Here is a 20,813-nt window from a genome sequence, read left to right as displayed (position 1 = left end):
CGCCTACGGTCAGGGAGGAGGGCCGCCATCGCGAGATGGCGGCCCTTTTTCGCCGATTTGGGGGGTAATGTTCGGGGAGCCCTTGCAACCCCGGGCGACAAGGGGCAGATTGATCGCCAATTTTTATTTTCTCAGGGACGCTTTTCCCACTGCCTGCCGGTGTGCTGTCTGGATGCGTGCAGCACCAGCGGGAGGGGCTGCCCTGTGACAGCGCAAAGGATGCGACATGTTCACCTTTTCCCGGGGGTTGCTGCTGGCTTGCCTGCTTGCTGCGCCCTGTTCCCATGCCAACGAAGAGTCCGCCATGCCTACAAGCGATACTTCCACCCAGCCTGTCATTGTCCCCCCGGTGGCTGCCAAGCACCCCCATACCCTGAAAAAACACGGGGACACGCGCGTCGACAACTACTACTGGCTGCGTGACGACGAGCGGCAGAAGCCCGAGGTGCTGGACTATCTCAAGGCCGAGAATGCCTACACCGAGGCCATGCTCGCACCGATCAAGCCGCTGCGCGAGCAGCTCTACAAGGAGATGGTGGCCCGTATTCCCCAGCAGGACGAGTCTGTCCCCTATGTGAAGAACGGCTACCGCTATCAGACCCGTTACGAGCCGGGCAAGGAGTACGCCATCTACTCCCGCAGCAAGGTGGAAGGGGACGGGGCGCCCGCCCTGCTGCTGGATGGCAACCAGCGCGCCGAAGGCCACGAGTTCTATGCCCTTGGGGCGCTCGAGGTGAGCCGCAACAACCGTTGGCTGGCGGTGGCGGAAGATTATCTCTCCCGCCGTCAATACAGGATCCAGTTCCTCGATCTGGAGAGCGGCGCCTGGGCCGCCGACACCCTCGAGAACACCTCCGGCAACCTGGTGTGGGCCAACGACAGCAAGACGGTCTTCTACGTGCGCAAGCACCCCAAGACCCTGCTGCCCTACCAGGTCTATCGCCACGAGCTGGGCACGGATCCCGCGAAGGACACCCTGGTCTACGAGGAGAAGGACGACTCCTTCTATGTGAGCCTCTACGCCACCACCTCGGAAGATTTCATCGTCATCTCCCTCTCCAGCACCACCACCAGCGAGGCGCGCCTCATTGATGCCAATGTGCCGGGCCAGACGCCACGCCTGTTCCTGCCCCGCCAGGTGGATCACGAATACAGCCTGGATCACTACCGCGGTCGCTTCTATGTGCGCTCCAACAAGGACGGCAAGAACTTCGGCCTCTATGAGACCAAGGAGAGTCCGGTGGATCGCTGGAAGGCGGTGATCGCCCCCAATCCGGACGTGCTGCTGGAGAGCTATGCCCTGTTCAGGGACTGGCTGGTGCTGGAGGAGCGCAGCCAGGGGTTGACCCGGTTGCGTCAGGTCAACTGGCAGAGCGGCGAACAGAAGGAGATCGCCTTCGACGATCCCGCCTATGTCACCTGGCTTGCCTACAACCCGGAGCCGGACACCAGCGCCCTGCGCTATGGCTACTCCTCCATGACCACGCCGTCCTCCACCTATGAGCTCGACATGGACAGCGGCAAGCGGACTCTGCTCAAGCAGCAGCCGGTGGCGGGCTTCGTGCCTGCGCAATATGCCAGCGAGCGGCTCTGGATCACCGCCCGTGACGGCGTGGCCGTGCCGGTGTCGCTGGTCTATCGCAAGGACAAGTTCAAGAAGGCAGGGGGGGGTGCAGGCACCAATCCCCTGCTGGTCTACGGCTATGGCTCCTACGGCGCCAGCATGGACCCGGACTTCAGCAGCTCACGCCTGAGCCTGCTGGACCGGGGCTTCGTCTACGCCATCGCCCATATCCGGGGTGGCGAGGAGCTGGGCCGCACCTGGTATGAAGAGGGCAAGCTGCTCAAGAAGCAGAACACCTTCAACGACTTCATCGACGTGACCGAGGCGTTGGTGGCGCAAGGCTACGGCGCCAGGGATCAGGTCTATGCCATGGGAGGCAGCGCCGGCGGCCTGCTGATGGGGGCCGTCATCAACCAGGCGCCCCAGCTCTATCGCGGCGTGGTGGCCCAGGTGCCCTTCGTCGACGTGGTCACCACCATGCTGGACGAGTCCATTCCCCTCACCACAGGGGAGTATGACGAGTGGGGCAACCCGAACAAGAAGCGCTACTACGACTACATGAAGGCCTACAGCCCCTACGATCAGGTCAAGGCCCAGGCCTACCCGAATCTGCTGGTGACCACGGGGCTGCACGACTCCCAGGTGCAGTACTGGGAGCCGGCCAAGTGGGTGGCCAAGCTGCGTGAGCTGAAGACGGACGACAACCAGTTGCTGCTCAGCACCGACATGGAGGCCGGTCACGGCGGCAAGTCGGGCCGTTTCAAGGCCTATGAGGACATCGCCCTGGAGTTCGCCTTCATTCTGGAGCTGGCTGGCAGCAAGGCGTGATGGCCGGGCCCAAATGAAATCAGCTTGTTACCAAACCCCGTTCCGGCAGCCCCGGATCGGGGTTTTTGCATCTTGGCGACAAAAGCGTCATTAACGTCGTGTTTATGCTGTTCAGTATGCATTTCGCGATATAACGGACCAGGTATCTAATCCTTGCCAGTCAAGGGTTGCGAAAGAATCTGGGCGTGCTTTTTATTGCTTCCCTTTGATAGTTCATGTAATTAATCTGCCCTTGAGAAATGAATGATCCGCTTCAAACTTCTCGCTATTTAAATCCGCCATTTTGCTGTTTTGTTTGATTTATGTTGGTGTTATGTGCTTAATCGGAGCGTTAATGCTTTTGAACTGACCCGTTTCTGGTCAGATCACCTCCGATCGGCATGACGCTGATTATCTCACCGCAGGATGATGGTGGCTTTTGGAAGGGCGCGTGCCGCTCGACCATTTCCTCGTACGAGGTCGTATAGGCGAACCCCGTCTTGATGCGGGTCTGTCTCATATTCTCCCGGGAAACGGGTGAAATAAATCAATGAAAAGGATGAAGAACATGAAAGGATTATCCTTGGCGTGCGCCTTGTCGGCGGCTCTGGTCGGTGTGTCGTTTGGTGGTCCGGTGCAAGCGCAGGAGCGCTTCGTGACCATAGGCACCGGCGGTCAGACCGGCGTCTACTACGTGGCGGGCCAGTCCATCTGCCGCTTCCTCAACCGCGGCGCCGCCGATCACCAGATCAAGTGCAACGCCCCGGCCAGTGGCGGCGGTGTTGCCAACGTCAACGGCATCCGCTCCGGCGAATTCAACTTCGGCATCATGCAGTCCGACCACCAGTACAAGGCGATGAAGGGCGTCGAGCCGTTCAAGGCCGAAGGTCCGATGGATGACATCCGCGCCGTCTTCTCCCTGCAGAGCGAAGTGTTCACCATCCTGGCCCGCAAGGACGCCAAGGTAGCCAGCTTCGACGACTTGAAGGGCAAGCGCGTCAACATCGGCAACCCGGGTTCCGGTCAGCGTGACACCTTTGAAGAGATCATGACCGTGAAGGGCTGGGACAAGTCCGCCTTCAGCCTGGTTTCCGAACTGAAACCCGCCGAGCAGGCTTCTGCCCTGGGTGACAACAACATCGACGCCATGAGCTACTTCGTCGGCCACCCGAACGGCGCCATCCAGGAAGCCTCCACCACCACGGACACCGTGCTGGTGCCGGTCACCGGCCCCGAGATCGACAAGCTGCTGGCCGAGAAGAGCTACTACAGCAAGGCCGAGATCCCGGGTGGTCTCTACAAGGGCAGCCCGAACCCGACCCCGTCCATCGGTGGCAAGGCGGTGCTCTCCACCAGCGCCAAGGCTGACCCGGAAGTGGTCTACCAGCTGGTCAAGTCCGTGTTCGACAACCTGGACCGTTTCAAGCGCCTGCACCCGGCCTTCGCGGATCTGAAGGAAGCCGACATGATCAAGGTGGGTCTCTCCGCTCCGCTGCATGAAGGCGCTGTGCGTTACTACAAGGAACGTGGCTGGATGTAATCCGGCTGCGTCTTCGGATGTGCCCCGGACTCGCTCCTCCTTCGGGGGAGCGAGTCTCATTTATTGCAGTACCTACAGAGTCACACTATGCAGCAAACACAACAACAAGAGGCGTTCTCGGCCGAGGAGCTGATCGCCCAGGACGTCGGCGCCAGGCTGCCCGTCGGCCCCATGAGCTGGATCATCGCGGGTCTTGCGCTGATCTGGTCCCTGTTCCAGCTCTGGATTGCCTCGCCGCTGCCCTTCTCCCTTGGCATCGGCGTCCTCAACGACACTGAAACACGCTCGATTCACCTGGCCTTCGCCATCCTGCTCGCCTACCTGGTGTTCCCCGCCATGCGCAGCTCGCCGCGAGACAGGGTTCCCCTTGCCGACATCGCCCTCGGCCTCGTCGGTGCCGCCGTCGCCAGCTATCTGTTCGTGATGTACCAGGAGCTTGCCCAGCGTCCCGGCAACCTGACCACCATGGACTTCGCGGTGGCCTGCGTCGGCATTCCGCTCCTGCTGGAAGCGGCCCGCCGCGCCCTGGGCCCGGCCCTGGCGGTCATCGCTATCGTCTTCCTGGCCTACAGCCTGGCCGGCCCCTGGATGCCTTCCCTGCTGGCCCACCGCGGGGTGAGCCTGCATGCGCTGGCCAACCACCAGTGGATCACCACCGAAGGGGTGTTCGGCATCGCCCTTGGGGTCTCCACCAGCTTCGTCTTCCTGTTCGTGCTGTTTGGCGCCCTGCTCGAGCGCGCCGGTGCGGGCCATTACTTCATCCAGCTCGCCTTCAGCCTGCTGGGTCACCTGCGCGGCGGCCCGGCCAAGGCGGCCGTGGTCGCCTCGGCCCTGACCGGCGTCATCTCCGGCTCCTCCATCGCCAACGTGGTGACCACGGGCACCTTCACCATCCCCATGATGAAACGGGTCGGTTTCTCCAAGGAGAAGGCCGGCGCGGTGGAAGTGGCCTCTTCGGTCAACGGCCAGATCATGCCGCCGGTCATGGGGGCTGCGGCCTTCCTGATGGTGGAGTACGTGGGCATTCCCTATGTGGAGATCATCAAGCACGCCTTCCTGCCGGCGGCCATCTCCTACATCGCCCTGCTCTACATCGTGCACCTCGAGGCGCTCAAGCTCGGGATGCAGCCCATCGGCAACCGTCAGCCGCGCCCCTGGCTGCGTCGCCTGACCGGCTTCGCCTTCGGTGCCGCCCTCATCAGCGGCCTCTCCATGGCGGTCTACTACGGTCTGGGCTGGCTCAAGCCGGTACTGGGTGACTATGCCCTGCCGGGGATCAGCGTGCTGCTGGCCGTCGCCTATCTCGGACTGCTGAAGATCGCCGCGAGCAACGCGCCGCTGCCGGCGGAAGACCCGGACAAGCCGCTGGACGAGCTGCCCGAGACCCGCGCCGTGCTGCTCTCCGGCCTGCACTTCCTGCTGCCCGTGGTGGTGCTGGTGTGGTGTCTGATGGTGGAGCGCCTCTCCCCCGGCCTGTCGGCCTTCTGGGGTTCGGTGATGCTCATCATCATCCTGCTGACCCAGCGACCGCTGCTGAACTGGCTGCGCACCGACGGCAAGCATGACTACGGCTCCTTCACCGATGGCGTGGTGGACCTGCGCGAGGGGCTGATTGCCGGTGCCCGCAACATGATCGGCATCGGCATTGCCACCGCCACTGCCGGCATCATCGTCGGGGCCGTCTCCCAGACCGGCGTCGGCCTGGTACTGGCGGATCTGGTGGAGTTCCTCTCCATGGGCAACCTGCTGCTCATGCTGATCCTCACCGCGCTGCTGAGCCTCATCCTCGGCATGGGGCTGCCGACCACTGCCAACTACATCGTGGTATCGAGCCTGCTGGCGCCGGTGATCGTCACCCTGGGTCAGCAGAACGGCCTCATCGTGCCGCTCATCGCGGTGCACCTGTTCGTCTTCTACTTCGGCATCATGGCGGACGTGACCCCGCCGGTGGGGCTGGCCTCGTTCGCCGCGGCCGCCGTCTCCAAGGGGGATCCCATCAAGACCGGGATCACGGCGTTCTACTACAGCCTGCGTACCGCGGCGCTGCCGTTCCTGTTCATCTTCAACACCGATCTGCTGCTCATCAACGTGGACTTCGCCCATGGCGTGCTGATCTTCATCGTGGCCACCATCGCCATGCTGATCTTCGCTGCCGCCACCCAGGGCTTCTTCCTAGTGAAGAGCCGCTGGTACGAGAGCGTGCTGCTGCTGCTGGTGGCTTTCACCCTGTTCCGTCCTGGCTTCTGGATGGATCTGCTGCACGACCCGTATCGCGACACCGCCCCGGCCGAGCTGGTCCAGACCATGGGGCAGGTGGAGGCCGAAAGCACCCTGCGCCTGCGCATGGAAGGGGAAGATGCGGTGGGCAAGTTGCGCCGCTTCACCGTGCTGCTGCCGGTGCCGGAGGGCGCCAGTGGCGAGGATCGTCTGGCCAAGCTGGGGATCCAGACCTATGAGCAGGACGGTAAGATCCTGATCGACACCGTCACCTTCGGCAGCCAGGCCGCCGATCTGGGGCTGGAGATGGATCAGCAGATCCTGAGCGTCAAGGCGCCCACCGAGCGCTGGCCCAAGGAGCTGATGTGGCTGCCGGGCTTCCTGCTGTTCGGGGCCGTGGTCTGGCTGCAACGCCGCCGGGTCGCTCGACCCTGATCATCACCCAATAAAAAACGGCGCCTTCGGGCGCCGTTTTTTATGCTGGGCTGTGATGCCGGCCGCTTCGGGCCATCAGTCCAGGGCATCAGTTGGACTGGGTCTGCTTCTGTTTTTGCAGTTGGTCGAGGGTCTGCTGCTCCTGCGGGCTGAGGCCAAGCTGCTCGCAGGCCTGTTCAAAGCTGATGCCAAGATGGCACATCATGATATCGATAGCGGGCAGGTAGTTGGTCATAGCGTCTTCCATGGTGATCCTCCAGAACTGTCTCTTATGCCCGAGGGCGGGGATGGGGGCAATTAGACTTTAGGTGTAGGGTGCCATCTGCTTCAGCCTCTGCCACTGGCCGGGGGAATTTGCTACTCTTGCGGGCACTAAAGAGGTTGCCGCCCCAGGGTGAGCAGCCGGTGAGGAGCAGGGCATGTTATTGAGTTTCTTGATCATCGCATCGGGCTGGTGGCACATCCGCGCGGCTTACGGCTCAGACTCCCGTCAGTTCTACATCAGCAAACCCCTGACCATGCTGTTCATCATCGCCCTGGCGTTTGGCTACCAGAGCGACGATCACAACGGCTCCCACGCCTGGATCCTGCTCGGTCTCTGCCTGTCGCTGGCGGGGGACGTGCTGCTGATGCTGCCACGGGATCGCTTCATCCAGGGGCTGGCGGCATTTTTTGTCGCTCACCTCTGCTACATCGTCGGTTTCGCCCAGGGGCCCCTGGTGCTCAAGCTGGTGGACGGCCTGCTGCTGTTGCTGGTGGCCGGCATGGTGTTCGGGCTCCTGTGGGGCCAGCTCGGCGAGATGAGGATCCCCGTCTTCTGCTACATGCTGGTGATCATCGCCATGGCCTGGGTGGCCGCCGGTGCCTGGCATGCCTCTCTCACTGCCGGCAGCGCCGCCGCCCTGGTGGGGGCGCTGATGTTCCTCTTCTCCGACAGCATGCTGGCGCTGGACAGATTCCGCCGCCCCTTCCCACATGCCACGGCCTGGATCATGAGCAGCTACTTCGCGGCACAGTTCCTGATCGCCGCCTCCCTGGCGGGCTGACCGGCGGGCAGCCATGAAAAACGGGCCTTCTGGCCCGTTTTGCTATGTGATCCCCACCTTTCACGCCTCGACCGGTTCTGCGTCAGGGGCCCTCGGGGCCGGCTGCTTGAGCAGCAGCATCAGGGCGCTGGCGATCAGCAGGAAGATACCCATCACGTAGAACACCTGGTTGTAGGCCATGATGGCCGCCTCGCGGCTGATGGTGTTCGACAGCATGGCCCGGGCCTGCAACTGGGCCTGCTCCGGCCCGGCTCCCTGGGCCATCATGTTCTGGGCCAGCTGCATCAGATAGGCCTGCCCCTCGATGCTGGTGGCGGTCAGGGTGCTGCCGATCTGGCTGACATGAGTCCGGGTGTCGTTGTCGATCAGGGTGGCGATGATGGCGATGCCAAAGGCGCCCCCCAGGTTGCGCAGCACGTTGAGCAGGGTTGAGGAAGAAGGGATCTCGTCCGGCGTCAGGCTGGCGGTCGCCACCAGGGAGAGGGGTACCATGATGAAGGGCTGCCCCAGGGCCCGCACGATGAGGGACTGGATCAGCTGGGGCCCGGCGTAGTCGGCATTCATGTTCACGTTCATGAAGCAGCTGATGGCGAAGACCAGAAAGCCGAAGCTCACCAGATAGCGCGGATCTATCTTGTGGGTCAGCTTGGGGACCAGGGGGAGCACCAGCAACTGGGGCAACCCCATCCACATCAGCACTTCACCGATTTCCAGGGCGTTGTAATTGTGGATCTGGGTCATGTAGAGGGGCAGCACATAGATGGAGCCCATCAACCCCATACCGAGCACCAGGTAGGCGAAGCAGGCCAGGGCGAAGCGCGGGTTGTGCAGCAGCCGCAGGTTGACCAGGGGGTGGCGGCGCAGCAACTGGCTGATGACGAAGAACACCAGGGCCACCACCGAGATGACGGTGAGCCGCACGATGAAGCTCGAGCCGAACCAGTCCTCCCGGTTGCCCTCTTCCAGCACCACCTCCAGGAGGCCGAGACCCACCGCCATGGTGAGGATACCGATGAGATCCACCCGCTTGATCACCTCCCAGTCCACCGGCTTCCTGTCCAGTCCGTGGGCCAGCATGGCCATCACCAGCAGGCCGGGCGGCACGTTCAGATAGAAGATGTAGTGCCAGGACATCTGCTCCGTCAGCCAGCCCCCCAGGGTCGGGCCGATGGCGGGGGCGAAGGTGGCGCACAGGCCGAACAGCGCCATGCCGGTGGCTCGCTTGTGCAGCGGCAGCAGGCTGACGATGAGGGAGAAGGCCATGGGGATCAGGGCCCCGCCGGTAAAGCCCTGCAGCGCCCGAAAGACGATCATGCTGGTGAGGTTCCAGCTGAACGAGCAGAGCACGGAGGCGACGATGAAGGCGCCCGTGGTCCACAGCAGGTAGCGCCGCACGCTCAGTCCCCGGCTCAGCCAGCCGCTCAGCGGTATGGCGATCATCTCCGCCACCAGATAGGAGGTGGAGATCCAGGAGCTCTCGCTCAGGGTGGCCGAGAGTGTCCCCTGAATGTCTTTCAGGGAGGCGTTGGTGATCTGGATGTCGAGGATGGCCATGAAGGCGCCGATGAGGCCCCCCATGACCGCGATCCAGTTGCGGCGTGGTATGGCGTCCATCAGTGGGCGGCCACCACGGGATCAGGGGTGCGGGTGTCGACGATCACCTCGGTGGAGAGGCCGGGCAGCAGCTTGCCCGCCAGGGCGCCCGGATCCGGGATGCTGATCTTGACCGGCACCCGCTGCACGATTTTGGTGAAGTTGCCGGTGGCGTTCTCCGGCGGCAGCAGGGCGAACTTGGCGCCGGTGGCCGGAGAGAGGCTGTCGATGATCCCCTCGACCGGTTGATCCGGATAGGCATCCAGGATCACCTCCACCTTCTGGCCCGGCTGCATGTGCTGCAACTGGGTCTCCTTGAAGTTGGCTTCGACCCACACCTGGCTCAGGGGCACCAGGCTGGCCACCTGCATACCGGACTGGACGTAGAGCCCTTCCCGCAGGCTGCGTTTGCCGATGATGCCATCAGCGGGGGCTCGCAGCTCGGTGTAGCCGAGTTCCAGCCTGGCTTGTTCAAGCTGGGCCTCGCTCAAAGCCAGCCTGGCCTGGTTCTGCTTGGCTTCGGCATCCAGCACCAGCAGCCGCTCGCGGGCGGCCTGCAGGGCGGCTTTGGCCTCCAGTGCCTGGGCCTGGTTGACCTGCAAGCCGGCGCGCACCTCGTCCAGGCTGTCCTGGGAGCTGTAGTGACGCTCATTGAGCTGGCTGACCCGGCGCACCTGCTGCTGGGCCCGGACCTGCTCGGCGTTGGCCGAGCTGACTTTTGCCTCGGCCTGGCGGATCAGGCTCAACTGCTGGATACGGGTGGCGGCGAGGTTATCCGCCGTCGCCTGGTTGAGGTGCAGATCGGCCTCGGCCTCCGCCACCTTGGTCCTGTATTCGCGGTCGTCGAGCCGGGCGATGAGCTGGCCGGCCTTCACCGCCTGGTTGTCGGTCACCAGCACTTCGCTGATGTAGCCGGAGAGCTTGGAACCGATGCCGGTCACCTCGCTTTGCAGGTAGGCGTTGTCGGTGCTCTCGAAGTAGCGGCCATGCAGATACCAGTAACCGGCAAACAGCAGGCCGAGCAGGGCCAGCACCAGGGCGGCCAGCAGGGGGATCTTCTTGTGTTGACTCATGATATTGGTTTTCCTGAACTGTGGCGGGCAGGCTAACATCGTGCAACTGTTTCGATTAGTATCCATTCATGAGATATACAGTTTCACTGGTGAAACAATGGACCTGAATGCTGCCTTAATCCTCGTTCGTATCGTCGACAAGGGCTCCTTTACCGCCGCTGCCCAGGAGCTGGGCATGACCAAGGCGACGGTGAGCCGCCGCATCGCCGAGCTGGAGCAGCGTCTCGGCGCGCGGCTGCTCTATCGCTCCACCCGGCAGCTCACCCTGACGGAAGCCGGTGAACAATATTATCTACGCTGCAGCAAGGCGGTGGAGGAGCTGGCCCAGGCCGAGCTGATGCTCAGTGCCAGCCAGCAGGAGGTGACGGGGACCCTCAAGCTGGCGGTGCCCATCGAGACGGGACAGCTGGTGGTGGGCAGGCTGGTGGCGAACTTCCTGCAAGCCTATCCGGGCATGAAGGTGGAGCTGGAGCTGACCAACCGCATCGTGGATCCCATCAGCGAGGGGCTGGATGCCATCGTGCGGGTCGGCGACATGAGCGACTCCAACCTGGCGGCGCGGCGTCTCTGGAGCACCGAGCGGCTGCTGTGCGCCAGCCCGGACTATCTGGCGCGCCACCCGGTGATCCAGAGGCCCGCCGATCTGGTGCATCACGAGCGGATCGCGGTCAGCACGGGGTTCCTCGCCTCGCACTGGTGTTTCGAGCTGGATGATCGCGAAGTGCTGGTGGATCCCCCGTCCCGCTTCCAGGTCAACAACATCACCTGTGCCAGGGAGGCGGCGAAGGCGGGGCTGGGGCTGGCTTCCCTGCCCGCCATGCTGTGCCATGATGAGCTGGCGAACGGGACGCTGGTCTCCTTGCTGCCGGAGTGGCAGCAACCCAGGGTACCCATCTACCTGCTGTTTCCCGAGCGGCGCCTGATGCCGCGCAAGCTGAGGGCATTCATCGATTTTCTGGTGGCCAACGGCCCGGCTTACGGTATCGACAAGCTGCTGTAAGGGTTTCGAGGACAACGTATGGGGCGGTGGATGAATCTGTATCGGGCATCTCGCTCCCGGAAGATGCTCGCCCTGGAATGATGGTAGTGCTGGTGATGATGGCACTGGCAAGGGTTTCGAGGACAACGTATGGATCAGTGGATTAACTTGTATCGCGCCTCTCACTCCCTGGAGGCGCATGCCCTGAAAGGGGCCTTGGAGGTAGAGGGAGTCAGGGTGCGCCTCAGTGGCGAAGGGCTCTCCGGCGCGCTCGGGGAGCTGCCGGTGGATCTGCTGCAAGTGACCCTGATGGTGAACGAGCGGGATCGTCAGCGGGCGGGCCGGATCATCGAGCGCTACCAGCAGCGCCAGGGCAACGGCTGGCTGTGCGGTCAGTGCGGGGAGGAGAACGGCGCCAACTTCGATATCTGCTGGCGCTGCCATCACGATCCCCAGGATCACTGAACGCCCCTCGCGCCCTCAGCGCAGGGTGAAGTCGATGTCATCCCCCGCATGGGCATCGTGGTAGGTGGCGAGATCCAGCTCCTTCTCGCTGCGGGCGATGAGCACGGAGACCAGGATGTCGCCGGAGACGTTGACCGTGGTGCGCGCCATGTCGAGGATCCGGTCTATGCCGGCGATGAGCGCCACCCCTTCCAGCGGCAGTCCCACGGCAGTGAGGGTCAGGGTCAGCAGCATCAGCCCGGTACCGGGTGTGCCCGCCGTGCCGATGCTGGCCAGCGTGACGATGCTGATGATGGTCAGGTAGTCCACCAGATGCAGATCCACCCCGAAGGCCTGGGCCACGAACAGGGCGGTGACCCCCTGATAGAGGGCGGTGCCATCCATGTTGATGGTGGCGCCGATGGGCAGCACCTTGGCGGTGATGGCGGGGGAGACCCCGAGCCTGCGTTCGGCGCAGGCCAGGCTGATGGGCAGGGTGCTGCTGCTTGAACTGCTGGTGAAGGCCACCGCCTGGGCATCGACGATGCTCTTGAAGTAGTGCAACGGGTTGAGGCGCGCCATCAGGAGCAGCAGGCTGCTGTAGACGCCGAGCACGTGGAGCAGGCAGCCGAGGTAGACGGCGCCGATCACCTTGAGCAGCGGCAACAGCAGGCTGACGCCGTACTTGCCGGTCATCCAGGCCATCAGGGCGCAGACGCCATAGGGGGCCAGGGCCATCACCATCTGGGTCAGCTTGAACATTCCCTCCGCCAGAGAGGTAAAGAACAGGATGGCGGGGCGGCCGCGTCGTCCGGTGGCGTTGAGGGCGAGAGCGAGGGCCACGGCGAACACGATCACCTGCAATATCTTGCCATCGCCCATGGCCTGCACCGGGTTGCGCGGCACCAGGTGGCTCAGCACGCTGGCCAGGGTAGGTTGCTGCGCCATGGCGCCCCGTTCATAAGGACCCATGTTGGCGCCCATGCCCGGTTCCAGCAGCCAGCCCATCATCAGGCCGATGCAGATGGCAACGGCGGTGGAGCAGAGATAGAAGCCGATGGCCTTGCCGGCGATGCGGTCGAGCCGCTTGCCCTTGAGCAGGGCGGTGAGGCCTGCCAGGACGGAACAGAAGATGAGGGGCACCATCAGCATCTGGATGGTGTTGACGAACAGGACGCCGATGGGCTTGAGCAGCAGGGCCTGCTCGCTGAAGCAGAGCCCCAGACCTATCCCGGTCAGCATGCCGAGCAGGGTCTTCAACCAGAGCGGGCGACGGGTCCAGATCCGCCAGGGTTTGAAGACCAATCCATGGAACAGCATGACGCCAATGTCCTTATTTTCTGTCTGCGGTGGCAAAAAGGGGCGACAGTGTAGCCATCCCCCCGTCAGGTTGCCACATTATCGACAAAGCGGCGCTCACGACCAGCCCGCTGGCGTTAAAAAAGGCGTTTTGTTGGCCTATATCAAGAACCCTCTCCGGGCTTCGGGCTTTAATTGTCATCTGACATGATGATTAAAGAGGTTCGAAATGTCCCAATCGATACACGGTCACGAGGTGATGGAGATGATGCTGGAGCAGGAGAGTCCGTTTACCCGGGCCAGCCTCAGGGCGGCGATCGCCTCGCGCTTCGGTGCCGAGGCCCGGTTCCACACCTGCAGCGCCAGCGAGATGGACGCCGACGCCCTGATCGACTTCCTGGCCAGGCGCGGCAAGTTCATCGACTCGGAGTCAGGGTTCCAGACCCGCGCTGACAAGATCTGCAACCACGGATGATCGCCAGCGGCGGGCGCGGTGGTGCGCTCGCCGAATCCCGCCACCTTTGTTATATTTCGCCCTCCTTCCCCTCTTGTTGAAAGGTTCTGCCCGGGCGCTCTATGGACACATTCTCCGCTGCCGTCATGCTGTTTCTGATCATGGATCCGCTGGGCAACCTGCCGGTCTTCCTCTCCATCCTGCGCCATGTCGACCCCAAGCGTCGACGCAAGGTAATGCTGCGGGAGCTGTTGTTTTCACTGGTGATCATGATGGGCTTCCTGTTCGCCGGTCAGCAGATCCTGAGCTTCCTCAACCTGCGTCAGGAGGCGGTCAGCATCGCGGGGGGCATCATCCTCTTCCTCATCGCCATCAAGATGATCTTCCCGAGCCCCGGTGGCGTGACCGGGCTGGCGGCGGGGGAGGAGCCCTTCCTGGTGCCCATGGCCATCCCCATGATTGCGGGCCCCTCCATCCTGGCTTCCCTGCTGCTTCTGGCCAACCAGGAGCCGACCCGGATGGTGGACTGGTCATTGGCCCTGCTGATGGCCTGGGGGGCCAGCGCCGTGATCCTGATGTTCTACGAGCTGTTCAACAAGCTGCTGGGTGAGCGAGGACTCACCGCGGTGGAGCGGCTGATGGGCATGCTGCTGGTGATGATCTCGGTGCAGATGCTGCTGGACGGGGTACACCACTATCTGGCGGTGACGGGTCAGAACTGACGGGGCGAATGCTGACGTCAACGTGAAACGGGGCTTCTTGAGCCCCGTTTTTTTTGCGCGTCAGGCGGCAGCGGCCGGGCTATCCGCCGAGGTTTCCAGCTTGCCCATGATGAGGACGAGCAGGGTCTCCCGCAGCCAGCGATGGCCCGGATCCTCCTCGTGGCGCTGATGCCAGATGAGCAGGTGGGAGATGCTGTCCAGGGCGATGGGCAGTGGCAGCGGCACCAGGGGATAGACCTGGGTCGCGTGGCGGGCATAGAGCCTGGAGAGGGTCACTATCATGTCCGAGTGCATGCCCATGCGCAGGGCCGCCTCGAAGGAGGGCACGGTCGCCTCGATCCGGCGATAGAGATCCTGTTCCGCCAGCTTGTGATCCAGCATCCAGCGATCCCGCCCCTCGCAGTAGGTCTGCACATGGGGGTAGGCGAGGTAACGGGCGAGATCCCACTCGGGCTCCTGCAAGGCAGGGTGATCCCGCTGCACCAGGCAGGTGAGATCGTCGATGGTGAGCAACCGCTGGCAGATGGCGTTGGGCAGGGTGTCGAGGCGAAAATCCGAATTGATGCAGTTCTCCCGCACCGTGAAGGCGATATCCACCTGGCCCTGGCTCATTTCGGTCAGGCTGTGCTCGGTCCACTCCTCGTAGCGCAGGCGGATGCCAGGGGCCTGACGCTTCAGTTCGCTCAGGTAGAGGGGGGCAAACAGGGTGAAGGCGCTGTCCATGCTGGCGATGACGAACTCCCGCTCCGTGCTGGCGGGATCGAAGTCCGGCGGCTGGATCAGGTTGTCCAGGGAGAGCAGTATGGGCTGCAGTTGCTGCTGGAGATCCAGGGCGCGCGGAGTGGGATCCATCCCGTAGGCCGAGCGCACGAACAGGGGATCGTCAAAGGTCTCCCGCAACCGTCCGAGGGCCTTGCTGACGGCGGACTGGCTCAGGTGCAAACGGCGTGCAGCCCGGCTGCCGTTGCGCTCTTCCAGCAAAACTTGCAGGATTATCAACAGATTAAGGTCTATGCGTGCAAGCTGTTCCAGCAACATGATATGAATCCTCTTCAATTCCTAGATGAATATATACCATTTGTTTTCATATCTTGGCGATCCTATGCTCGACGGGTCTCTCGCCCTGGTGGCGGCTGGTACAGGATGTAGCGGTTGAGGGGACAAGTAGCACCGACTCATACGGCGGCCCATGGTCGCCGTATTTTTTTGCGCCTCGTCGCCGTTTTTGCGCGATTTTTTCGCCAACTTGCACCTGCCTTGATTTTGCCCAACAATCGATACGCTTTCTTTTGATACAACCTCCAGGTATCTAACAGTCAGGAGTCTCCCTATGGGACTGGGTGGCATTCATATCTGGCATCTGCTGATCCTGCTCGTGGTCGTCGTCGTGGTGTTTGGCAGCAAACGCCTGGCTGGCGCCGGTGAGGATCTGGGCACTGCCATCAGGGATTTTCGCAACGCCTTGCGCGACGATGACAATATCCGGAATAAGTAGGAGTGAACGTATGTCTGTAGACGAGAAAGTGGAACTGAACGAGACCTGTGACAGTTGCGGCTGTTTCGCCGAAATCGGCACCATCATCGGCGAAGGTGACGACGTCATGGAGCTGGTGATCGAGGCCGCGGCCGAAGCCGACGCCCGCGAGAAATTTGCAGCTTACGAGGCGCTGGCCAAGCAGGTCACTGCCGAAGCCAAAAGCAGCTGCGAGCTGAGCCGGGGCCCGGATGGCGTGCTCCTGAAGGCCCGCCTGCAATTCACCTGCACCGCCGAGAAGCTGATCTTCGAGATGCGCGCCCGCTCCCTCTGAGATCGTGATGACACGGCAGGCTTGCCTGCCGTCTTGCTCTGCCCCTCGCTTTTTCCCTCCCTTTGCGTTGTATAGTGAGTTATCCCACGGACGATCCGTTTTCCGTCCGGCATGCGCCGATCGGCAGAAGATCCCGCGACGCCCCATGACTTGGCGCAGGCGCCTTCTCTGACAGACCCGACGGTGCGCACCGGCCCACAGCGAGGTGGTTAAATCATGATGCGGCGATGGATCTGGGCCCTGCTGGCTCTCTGCTCTCTCCCTCTGCTGGCGGCGGATCTCAAGCCGCAGTTGCTGCCCCAGGCCGGTGATCTCGAACACATCCTGCAAAAAAAAGAGCTCAGGGCCCTGGTGGTCTATGAGCGGGGGTTTTTCTTTTTCGACAAGGGAGCCCAGTACGGCATCCTGGTCAATCAGCTTCAGGGATTCGAGCGCTGGTTGAACCAGACCTACCTGGCCAAGGAGAAGCTCAAGCTCAAGATCATTTATATCCCGGTGCGCCAGGACAAGCTGCTGGACTATCTGGCCGAGGGGCGCGGGGATCTGGTGGCCGCCAACCTGACGGTCACCCCCACCCGGCGCGAGCAGGTGACCTTCTCCCAGCCGCTGATCGCCCCCATCGAGGAGTGGGTGGTGAGCCAGCGGGATCTCCCTGCCTTCAATCGCATCACCCAGCTGTCCGGCCGGCGGATCTGGGTGCGCGCAAGCTCCAGTTATTTCGAGAGCCTGCACCAGCTCAACTGGCTGTTTCGGGAGCTGGGGTTGCCCCCGGTCTACATCGAGACGGTTCCCGAATACCTGCAGGACGGGGACCTGCTGGAGATGGTGTCAGCCGGGATCATTCCGCTGACGGTCACCGACAGCTTCAAGGGGCGGATCTGGCTCGACATGATTGGCGGCCTCAAGGCCCACAGGCTGATTCCGCTGCGGGACAAGGGGCGCAGCGCCTGGGCCCTGCGCAACAACAGCCCGGAGCTGCTCAAGGCGGTGAACGCCTACATCTCGGAGTCGAGCAAGCGGACCCTCTACAGTGACATGACATTGCGCCGCCTGCTGGCGCAGAGCGACCGCATGAGCAACATACTGGCGCCGGACCCGCTGGGGCGACTGTCGACCATTCGCAAGGTACTGGAGGCCCAGGCGGACAAGTATCAGCTGGACTGGCTGATGCTGGCCGCGCTGGCTTACAAGGAGTCGGGGCTCAATCCCAATGTCGGCTCTCACCGGGGGGCCGTCGGCATCATGCAATTGCTGCCGAGCACCGGCAAGGAGGTGGGGATCCGCGGCGCCAGACTCACCAGTCTGGAGGGCAATGTGGAGGCGGCCTGTCGCTACATGCGGCTCATCCTGGACACCTACTTCAATGATCCCGGGATGGACAGGCTCAATCGCCATCTGTTCGCCCTGGCCGCCTACAATGCGGGTCCGAACCGTGTCCAGGCATTGCAGGCCAAGGCGGCCGACAAGGGGCTGGATCCGAACGTCTGGTTCGGCAATGTGGAGCAGCTGGTGGCCAACGATGTGGGCCAGGGGCCCATCAACTACGTTGGCACCATCTACAAATACTACGTGGCCTACCGTTTCAGCCTGCCCCAGCTGGAGGGCAAGTCAGAGGCCATCGAGGCGGTGCAGCCCTGAGCCTGTCAATGCTGGCCGGGGAGGAGATCCTCGTGATGCTGCGCAAAGGGCTCCCAGCCCAGGTCCCGGTGCTGCTGGTACCAGGGCATCAACAGCCTGGCCGGGGTGGGATCCGGTTGGCTGGCATGAGGTCTCTGACTGAGGGAGGGGTGGTCGCGCAGTTCCATCATCGGCTCCTTGACACTGGGCTATCGGGGCGGTTGTCTGGGTTATGCCACCACCAGATGACAGGGAGATGACCCTTGATCCCCGCCGAGTTTGCCTTGCTCGCCGATCCCGGCGCAGCCCTCAAGGCCCGATGCCAGTTGATCCGCCAGGCTCGCCACCGAATCCTCGCCCAGTATTACAGCTGGGAAGAGGACGGCAGCGGCAAGCTGCTGCTGGCGGAGCTGGTGCGGGCGGCCCGGCGCGGAGTGGTTGTGCAACTGCTCATCGACGATCTCTACGGCGGGGAGAACCGCTTTCTGGAGGCGGTGGCGGCGGAACCGGGCATTGAGGTACGCCTGTTCAACCCCTTCTGGCTGCGGGGCTGGCGTCCTTTGACCCTGCTGCTGGAAGGGGTGCTGAGCTTTCGCCGCATCAACCACCGGATGCACAACAAGCTGCTGCTGGTGGATGGCAGCCAGGCGGTGATCGGCGGGCGCAACATCGGTGATCGTTACTTCGGGCTGGGGATGTCGCCTCACTTCATCGATCTGGATCTGGTCTGCCGCGGCCCCCTCTGTCAGCAGGCCGAGCAGGGGTTCGCGCTGTTCTGGCACAGCCGCTGGAGCCACCCGGTCCGTCGCCTGTTGAGACGCCCCTTGCTGCCAGCCGAAACCCGGGCCCTGAACGACTTCCTGCTGACCCTGACCGACCCCGCCATGGCGGCCGCCTATGATCTGCCGGCCACTTTGTTTGATGAGTGCCCCGTTCCCCTTTGCTGGCATCCCGGGCAAGGGCAGTGCTGGTTCGATCGCCCCGGCAAAGGGCTGGTCGCCCGGCCGACCACGGCGCCCCTGCTGGGACGCATGCTGGCGAGCAATCAGGGGGCCCTGAGGTTGGTGAGCCCTTACCTGATCCTGACACGGGGGCTGCGTCGCCGGCTCAAGGGGCAGCGACGGCAGGGGGTTGACATCGAGATCCTGACCAACTCCCTGGCCAGCACGGATGTGCCCCTGGTCTATGGCGCCTATCGACGTCACCGCCCCTGGCTCGAGCGTCAGGGGGTCAACCTGTTCGAGCTGACGACGGAGGCGTTCAGTCTGCATGCCAAGCTGATCCTGATGGGGAAGGAGGAGGCGCTGCTCGGCAGTTTCAACCTGGATCCCCGCTCCCTGATGCTCAACACCGAGTTGATGCTGCACCTCCATAGCCCGAGGTTGTGCGACGAGTTGCAGCAACTCATCGATGGCTGGTTGCAGCAGGCCGTGCACCCGGTGGCGGCGTCCCCCTCTGCATGGCGGCGGCTGCTGGCGCAATTGAGCGATTGGTTACCTTTGCACCGTTGGTTGTGAGTGGGATCCGCCTTGTGCGAGATCTCGCAAAGCCTTGTGCGCCTTCGAAGATAACGTTTGCCATCCAAAAACGGGACTGGATTGCATCGTATTGTTTTTAATCGATTTATATTAAGAGCGGAGTAACAATCCAGGTTCCTCGACTGCATAGAGGTGCGTGTAGAACGGTTTTTTATTTTATTTAACTGCGTAGTATTTCGAGTGCAAGGACAAACACGGCGGCTGGTCTGCCGTGTGGGTGACGGCAACAGGGGAAATGGGCCAACCGGATTGCTCCGGCAGGCGAGGCGGATCGGGAGCGGAAACCCGTGATGCCAGACAGGCCCCCGTGGTTGCGGGATCCCAATATGGAACATGCTATTTGCGAGGGGGTGACATGCGAATGTTGCCCCATTTTTTTTATGCCCGCCGTCCGTTTGCCCAATCAAAAAGACCGCCTGCTGGCGGTCTTTTGCGTGATGTCTCGGCGATCAGGCGAGGCCCGCCAGCAGACGACTCCAGTTGCGCTTGGCAACGAGGAAACCGTCTCGCAATGTGCGGTACTCCAGTTGCAGCCTGAGCCTGTCGTAGCGTGCGAGGGCTGTGCGCTTGCGCTGCTCCAGCAGTGACTTGCGGCTGGCATAGTAGTGCTGGATCTGCAGGCTCAGCTTGTCGTACTCCTCCTGCAGCAGTGCCTGCCAGCGTTCCCTGTCGTCCTGCTGGTGCACTCTGGCCTGGGCGCGCTTGAGCTGCATCTCCAGCCTGGCCTGCTCGATGCGTTCCTCCGGGCAGGATCTCAGGTCTTTGGCGAGCCCGCACCAGGCGGCGGTGCGGATCAGCCACTTGGTGGGATCGAACTGCCACCACTGAATGCCGTTGCGGTAGTCGTTCTCGAACAGGTGATGGAAGTTGTGATAGCCCTCGCCAAAGGTGAAGAAGGCCAGGATGCCGTTGTCCCGGGCGCTGTTGCGATCCGTGAACGGTTGGCTGCCCCAGATGTGGGCCAGGGAGTTGATGAAGAAGGTGGTGTGATGGGTCATCACCATGCGCAGCACCCCGGCCAGCAGCAACATACCGAGCAGATCCCCGTGCAAGAGGCCGAGCAGCAGCGGAATGCCGATGTTGGTGACCAGAGCCAGGGTCAGATAGTGCCTGTGCTGGAAGGCGACCACGGGGTTGTTTTGCAGGTCGCGCACATTGCTGTAGTCGTGGTAGGTATCGCGCTGGTATTCCCGCAGCATCCAGCCGATGTGGGAGTACCAGAAGCCGCGACCCGCACTGTAGGGATCCTTCTGGTTGTCATCCACGTGGCGGTGGTGGCGGCGATGATCCGAGGACCAGTGCAGCGCCGAGTTTTGCAGGGCGAGCGCGCCTCCGATGGCGAAGATCCATTGCAGGGCCGGGTGCGCCTTGTAGGACTTGTGGGACCAGAGCCTGTGGTAGCCGGCGGTGATGGAGATGCCGCAATAGCAGAACAGCAGCAGGAAGCAGAGCCACTGCCAGAGGTCGTAGCCCTGGCTCAGTCCATACCAGGGGACCGCTATCAGTGCCGTCAACCCGGAGAGGGCGAACAGCAAGGTGTTGGTCATGATGATCGGGGGGCGGTCCATTTCACTCGGCTCCTTTCAGCGAACAGCTGTTCACTATTCTCCATTGAGCCGGAATGCGGGTCAATGGTAAAAAAGTCGGAGACAAACCTGATCCCGGCCCCGCCTTCGG

Annotated in this window: 19 protein-coding genes; 12 read left to right on the top strand and 7 right to left on the bottom strand. The window is 62.7% G+C overall.

What is annotated here, in order from left to right:
• Positions 1-226: 226 nt before the first annotated feature.
• The 3 genes from AB5Y93_RS08670 (at position 227) to AB5Y93_RS08660 (ending at position 6,563) form a co-directional block, all read left to right on the top strand.
• Positions 227-2,392: an oligopeptidase B gene (locus AB5Y93_RS08670; RefSeq protein WP_049637321.1), complete on the top strand. Its 2,166-nt coding sequence runs from the start codon at positions 227-229 to the stop codon at positions 2,390-2,392.
• Between the two features lie 547 nt (positions 2,393-2,939).
• Positions 2,940-3,911 carry a TAXI family TRAP transporter solute-binding subunit gene (locus tag AB5Y93_RS08665; protein ID WP_029313514.1) on the top strand — a complete coding sequence of 324 codons (972 nt, stop codon included), beginning with the start codon at positions 2,940-2,942 and terminating at the stop codon, positions 3,909-3,911.
• An 87-nt stretch (positions 3,912-3,998) separates the two neighbouring features.
• A complete protein-coding gene (locus tag AB5Y93_RS08660; protein ID WP_151027541.1) occupies positions 3,999-6,563 on the top strand; it encodes a TRAP transporter permease in 2,565 nt (854 codons plus the stop codon).
• A gap of 88 nt (positions 6,564-6,651) precedes the next feature.
• On the opposite strand, the gene AB5Y93_RS08655 is transcribed toward AB5Y93_RS08660, so the two are convergent.
• Positions 6,652-6,810: a hypothetical protein gene (locus tag AB5Y93_RS08655; RefSeq protein ID WP_005332188.1), complete on the bottom strand. Its 159-nt coding sequence runs from the start codon at positions 6,808-6,810 to the stop codon at positions 6,652-6,654.
• Between the two features lie 172 nt (positions 6,811-6,982).
• Here AB5Y93_RS08655 and AB5Y93_RS08650 point away from each other — a divergent pair, with 172 nt between their 5' ends.
• Positions 6,983-7,609: a lysoplasmalogenase gene (locus tag AB5Y93_RS08650; protein ID WP_010672583.1), complete on the top strand. Its 627-nt coding sequence runs from the start codon at positions 6,983-6,985 to the stop codon at positions 7,607-7,609.
• A 60-nt stretch (positions 7,610-7,669) separates the two neighbouring features.
• On the opposite strand, the gene AB5Y93_RS08645 is transcribed toward AB5Y93_RS08650, so the two are convergent.
• Together AB5Y93_RS08645 and AB5Y93_RS08640 are read right to left on the bottom strand one after the other, a co-directional pair.
• Positions 7,670-9,223, bottom strand: a complete 1,554-nt coding sequence (locus tag AB5Y93_RS08645) for a DHA2 family efflux MFS transporter permease subunit (protein WP_368229178.1) — start codon at positions 9,221-9,223, stop codon at positions 7,670-7,672.
• Positions 9,223-10,275 carry an HlyD family secretion protein gene (locus AB5Y93_RS08640; protein WP_045522985.1) on the bottom strand — a complete coding sequence of 351 codons (1,053 nt, stop codon included), beginning with the start codon at positions 10,273-10,275 and terminating at the stop codon, positions 9,223-9,225. Before AB5Y93_RS08640 ends, AB5Y93_RS08645 begins: the two co-directional genes overlap by 1 nt.
• 97 nt (positions 10,276-10,372) lie before the next feature.
• Between AB5Y93_RS08640 and AB5Y93_RS08635 the strand changes: the two genes are divergently transcribed.
• Both AB5Y93_RS08635 and AB5Y93_RS08630 read left to right on the top strand, forming a co-directional pair.
• Complete coding sequence (locus tag AB5Y93_RS08635; RefSeq protein WP_010672586.1) at positions 10,373-11,275, top strand: LysR family transcriptional regulator; 903 nt, start codon at positions 10,373-10,375, stop codon at positions 11,273-11,275.
• 129 nt (positions 11,276-11,404) lie between these two features.
• Positions 11,405-11,719 (top strand): DUF2007 domain-containing protein, encoded by a 315-nt coding sequence (locus AB5Y93_RS08630; RefSeq protein ID WP_010672587.1) that lies wholly within the window; start codon positions 11,405-11,407, stop codon positions 11,717-11,719.
• Between the two features lie 15 nt (positions 11,720-11,734).
• Here AB5Y93_RS08630 and AB5Y93_RS08625 read toward each other — a convergent pair whose 3' ends face one another.
• The gene (locus AB5Y93_RS08625) at positions 11,735-13,018 is read right to left on the bottom strand and encodes a dicarboxylate/amino acid:cation symporter (protein WP_041214291.1); all 1,284 of its coding nucleotides are present in this window, start codon (positions 13,016-13,018) and stop codon (positions 11,735-11,737) included.
• A gap of 208 nt (positions 13,019-13,226) precedes the next feature.
• On the opposite strand from AB5Y93_RS08625, the gene AB5Y93_RS08620 reads away from it, so the two are divergent.
• Positions 13,227-13,472 carry a YecH family metal-binding protein gene (locus AB5Y93_RS08620; protein ID WP_039040405.1) on the top strand — a complete coding sequence of 82 codons (246 nt, stop codon included), beginning with the start codon at positions 13,227-13,229 and terminating at the stop codon, positions 13,470-13,472.
• A gap of 101 nt (positions 13,473-13,573) precedes the next feature.
• Positions 13,574-14,173: a YhgN family NAAT transporter gene (locus AB5Y93_RS08615; RefSeq protein WP_010672590.1), complete on the top strand. Its 600-nt coding sequence runs from the start codon at positions 13,574-13,576 to the stop codon at positions 14,171-14,173.
• Positions 14,174-14,233: 60 nt separating this feature from the next.
• On the opposite strand, the gene AB5Y93_RS08610 is transcribed toward AB5Y93_RS08615, so the two are convergent.
• Positions 14,234-15,211: a LysR substrate-binding domain-containing protein gene (locus AB5Y93_RS08610; protein WP_368229177.1), complete on the bottom strand. Its 978-nt coding sequence runs from the start codon at positions 15,209-15,211 to the stop codon at positions 14,234-14,236.
• 292 nt (positions 15,212-15,503) lie between these two features.
• Here AB5Y93_RS08610 and tatA point away from each other — a divergent pair, with 292 nt between their 5' ends.
• The 3 genes from tatA to AB5Y93_RS08595 all read left to right on the top strand — a co-directional run bounded on the left by tatA (position 15,504) and on the right by AB5Y93_RS08595 (position 17,619).
• Positions 15,504-15,668, top strand: coding sequence for a twin-arginine translocase TatA/TatE family subunit (gene tatA, locus AB5Y93_RS08605; RefSeq protein WP_010672592.1), 165 nt, complete (start codon positions 15,504-15,506; stop codon positions 15,666-15,668).
• 10 nt (positions 15,669-15,678) lie between these two features.
• Positions 15,679-15,981 (top strand): DUF406 family protein, encoded by a 303-nt coding sequence (locus tag AB5Y93_RS08600; protein ID WP_368229176.1) that lies wholly within the window; start codon positions 15,679-15,681, stop codon positions 15,979-15,981.
• Between the two features lie 216 nt (positions 15,982-16,197).
• Complete coding sequence (locus AB5Y93_RS08595) at positions 16,198-17,619, top strand: lytic transglycosylase F (protein ID WP_042015292.1); 1,422 nt, start codon at positions 16,198-16,200, stop codon at positions 17,617-17,619.
• A 5-nt stretch (positions 17,620-17,624) separates the two neighbouring features.
• On the opposite strand, the gene AB5Y93_RS08590 is transcribed toward AB5Y93_RS08595, so the two are convergent.
• Positions 17,625-17,786 (bottom strand): hypothetical protein, encoded by a 162-nt coding sequence (locus AB5Y93_RS08590; protein ID WP_181824839.1) that lies wholly within the window; start codon positions 17,784-17,786, stop codon positions 17,625-17,627.
• A 75-nt stretch (positions 17,787-17,861) separates the two neighbouring features.
• Here AB5Y93_RS08590 and AB5Y93_RS08585 point away from each other — a divergent pair, with 75 nt between their 5' ends.
• Positions 17,862-19,115 (top strand): phosphatidylserine/phosphatidylglycerophosphate/cardiolipin synthase family protein, encoded by a 1,254-nt coding sequence (locus AB5Y93_RS08585; protein ID WP_368229175.1) that lies wholly within the window; start codon positions 17,862-17,864, stop codon positions 19,113-19,115.
• A 470-nt stretch (positions 19,116-19,585) separates the two neighbouring features.
• On the opposite strand, the gene AB5Y93_RS08580 is transcribed toward AB5Y93_RS08585, so the two are convergent.
• Positions 19,586-20,704: a fatty acid desaturase gene (locus AB5Y93_RS08580; protein WP_368229174.1), complete on the bottom strand. Its 1,119-nt coding sequence runs from the start codon at positions 20,702-20,704 to the stop codon at positions 19,586-19,588.
• Between the last annotated feature and the right edge of the window lie 109 nt (positions 20,705-20,813).

Origin of the sequence: Aeromonas sp. R10-1, from assembly GCF_040908465.1 — a bacterium.
GTDB lineage: Bacteria > Pseudomonadota > Gammaproteobacteria > Enterobacterales > Aeromonadaceae > Aeromonas > Aeromonas caviae.
This window is presented reverse-complemented; position numbering and strand designations above follow the sequence as displayed.

Excerpts from the sequence above, each read along its gene's own strand:
- AB5Y93_RS08635 (WP_010672586.1), top strand. The coding sequence starts at position 10,373 with ATGGACCTGAATGCTGCCTTAATCCTCGTTCGTATCGTCGACAAGGGC.
- AB5Y93_RS08590 (WP_181824839.1), bottom strand. The coding sequence starts at position 17,786 with ATGGAACTGCGCGACCACCCCTCCCTCAGTCAGAGACCTCATGCCAGC.
- tatA (WP_010672592.1), top strand. The coding sequence starts at position 15,504 with ATGGGACTGGGTGGCATTCATATCTGGCATCTGCTGATCCTGCTCGTG.
- AB5Y93_RS08580 (WP_368229174.1), bottom strand. The coding sequence starts at position 20,704 with ATGGACCGCCCCCCGATCATCATGACCAACACCTTGCTGTTCGCCCTC.
- AB5Y93_RS08650 (WP_010672583.1), top strand. The coding sequence starts at position 6,983 with ATGTTATTGAGTTTCTTGATCATCGCATCGGGCTGGTGGCACATCCGC.
- AB5Y93_RS08595 (WP_042015292.1), top strand. The coding sequence starts at position 16,198 with ATGATGCGGCGATGGATCTGGGCCCTGCTGGCTCTCTGCTCTCTCCCT.
- AB5Y93_RS08600 (WP_368229176.1), top strand. The coding sequence starts at position 15,679 with ATGTCTGTAGACGAGAAAGTGGAACTGAACGAGACCTGTGACAGTTGC.
- AB5Y93_RS08655 (WP_005332188.1), bottom strand. The coding sequence starts at position 6,810 with ATGGAAGACGCTATGACCAACTACCTGCCCGCTATCGATATCATGATG.
- AB5Y93_RS08620 (WP_039040405.1), top strand. The coding sequence starts at position 13,227 with ATGTCCCAATCGATACACGGTCACGAGGTGATGGAGATGATGCTGGAG.
- AB5Y93_RS08630 (WP_010672587.1), top strand. The coding sequence starts at position 11,405 with ATGGATCAGTGGATTAACTTGTATCGCGCCTCTCACTCCCTGGAGGCG.
- AB5Y93_RS08645 (WP_368229178.1), bottom strand. The coding sequence starts at position 9,223 with ATGGACGCCATACCACGCCGCAACTGGATCGCGGTCATGGGGGGCCTC.
- AB5Y93_RS08615 (WP_010672590.1), top strand. The coding sequence starts at position 13,574 with ATGGACACATTCTCCGCTGCCGTCATGCTGTTTCTGATCATGGATCCG.
- AB5Y93_RS08610 (WP_368229177.1), bottom strand. The coding sequence starts at position 15,211 with ATGTTGCTGGAACAGCTTGCACGCATAGACCTTAATCTGTTGATAATC.
- AB5Y93_RS08665 (WP_029313514.1), top strand. The coding sequence starts at position 2,940 with ATGAAAGGATTATCCTTGGCGTGCGCCTTGTCGGCGGCTCTGGTCGGT.
- AB5Y93_RS08640 (WP_045522985.1), bottom strand. The coding sequence starts at position 10,275 with ATGAGTCAACACAAGAAGATCCCCCTGCTGGCCGCCCTGGTGCTGGCC.
- AB5Y93_RS08625 (WP_041214291.1), bottom strand. The coding sequence starts at position 13,018 with ATGCTGTTCCATGGATTGGTCTTCAAACCCTGGCGGATCTGGACCCGT.
- AB5Y93_RS08670 (WP_049637321.1), top strand. The coding sequence starts at position 227 with ATGTTCACCTTTTCCCGGGGGTTGCTGCTGGCTTGCCTGCTTGCTGCG.
- AB5Y93_RS08660 (WP_151027541.1), top strand. The coding sequence starts at position 3,999 with ATGCAGCAAACACAACAACAAGAGGCGTTCTCGGCCGAGGAGCTGATC.